2 protein-coding genes are annotated in these 833 nt (G+C 75.3%); both read left to right on the forward strand.

What is annotated here, in order from left to right; all coding sequences use genetic code 11:
- Positions 1-505 (forward strand): hypothetical protein (locus AC1D01_RS36995; protein ID WP_477874835.1); only part of this gene is annotated, 505 nt, incomplete at its 5' end.
- On the forward strand, positions 498-833 hold a 336-nt coding region (locus AC1D01_RS37000; protein WP_477874837.1), incomplete at its 3' end, for a contractile injection system tape measure protein. The genes AC1D01_RS36995 and AC1D01_RS37000, both read left to right, overlap by 8 nt.

Genomic DNA, 833 nt, shown 5'->3' on the forward strand with positions numbered 1-833 from the left:
GCACACCGATGCCCCGGCCGCGCGGCGCGCCGCCGGCAGCCTGCGGCTGTTCCTGCTGCACCTGCACCAGGAGAGCGAGGGGATGCACGTGGTCGAGCACGTGCTGCTGCGCCCGCTCGCGCCGGGCGGCCGCGCGCATGCGGCGCTGAACCTGAAGCCGGGCTTCCATGCGCTGCGCGTCACGGTGCTGATGCCGGGCTGGACCGCGCGCACCCGCCAGCCGGCGTTCCGCCGCTTCGCGCAGGACACCTTGCGCATCAACTGCCCGGCCCACCTGTCGCTGCACTGCCTGTGGCTGGAGCTGGAGGCGATGCAGCGCTTCGAGGCCTGCTGGGTGCCGTGGCTGGCGGCACGCGAGGCGCTGGCGGCCGCGCCCGGCGATGCGCACCTGGCCGAGCAGGCGGACGGGGCGGCCTGCCGCGTGATCCAGTGTGTGCGCCAGCCGGGCGACACCCCCGATGCAGGAGGCGAGGGCGACGAGCCCTTCGTCCAGGGCCATGCCTGACGCGCACCTGATCGAGCACCTGCACATCGATGTCGGCTTCGACGGCGCGCTGCCGGCCGACGAGGCCGACGAGGCTGAAGTACGGCTCGCCGCGTTCATGCAGGGCCCGGCGCTGCGCATCGTCGACGAGCTGTTCGACGAGGCCTGCGCGCCCGACGAGGTGTGGCGCATCGACGAGCTGGCGATCGACCTCGGCGAGGTGCCGGTCAACGGCATGGAAGACGAATGGGCGCTGCGCCTGCGCGAGCGGCTGCAGGACCGGCTGGCCGACCTGCGGGGGCCCGGTGGCGCGGCCGCGGCGCGCGGCGGGGCCGGCGGCGTGCGGCGC

It is taken from the genome of Rhizobacter sp. P3_B12, from assembly GCF_056402895.1.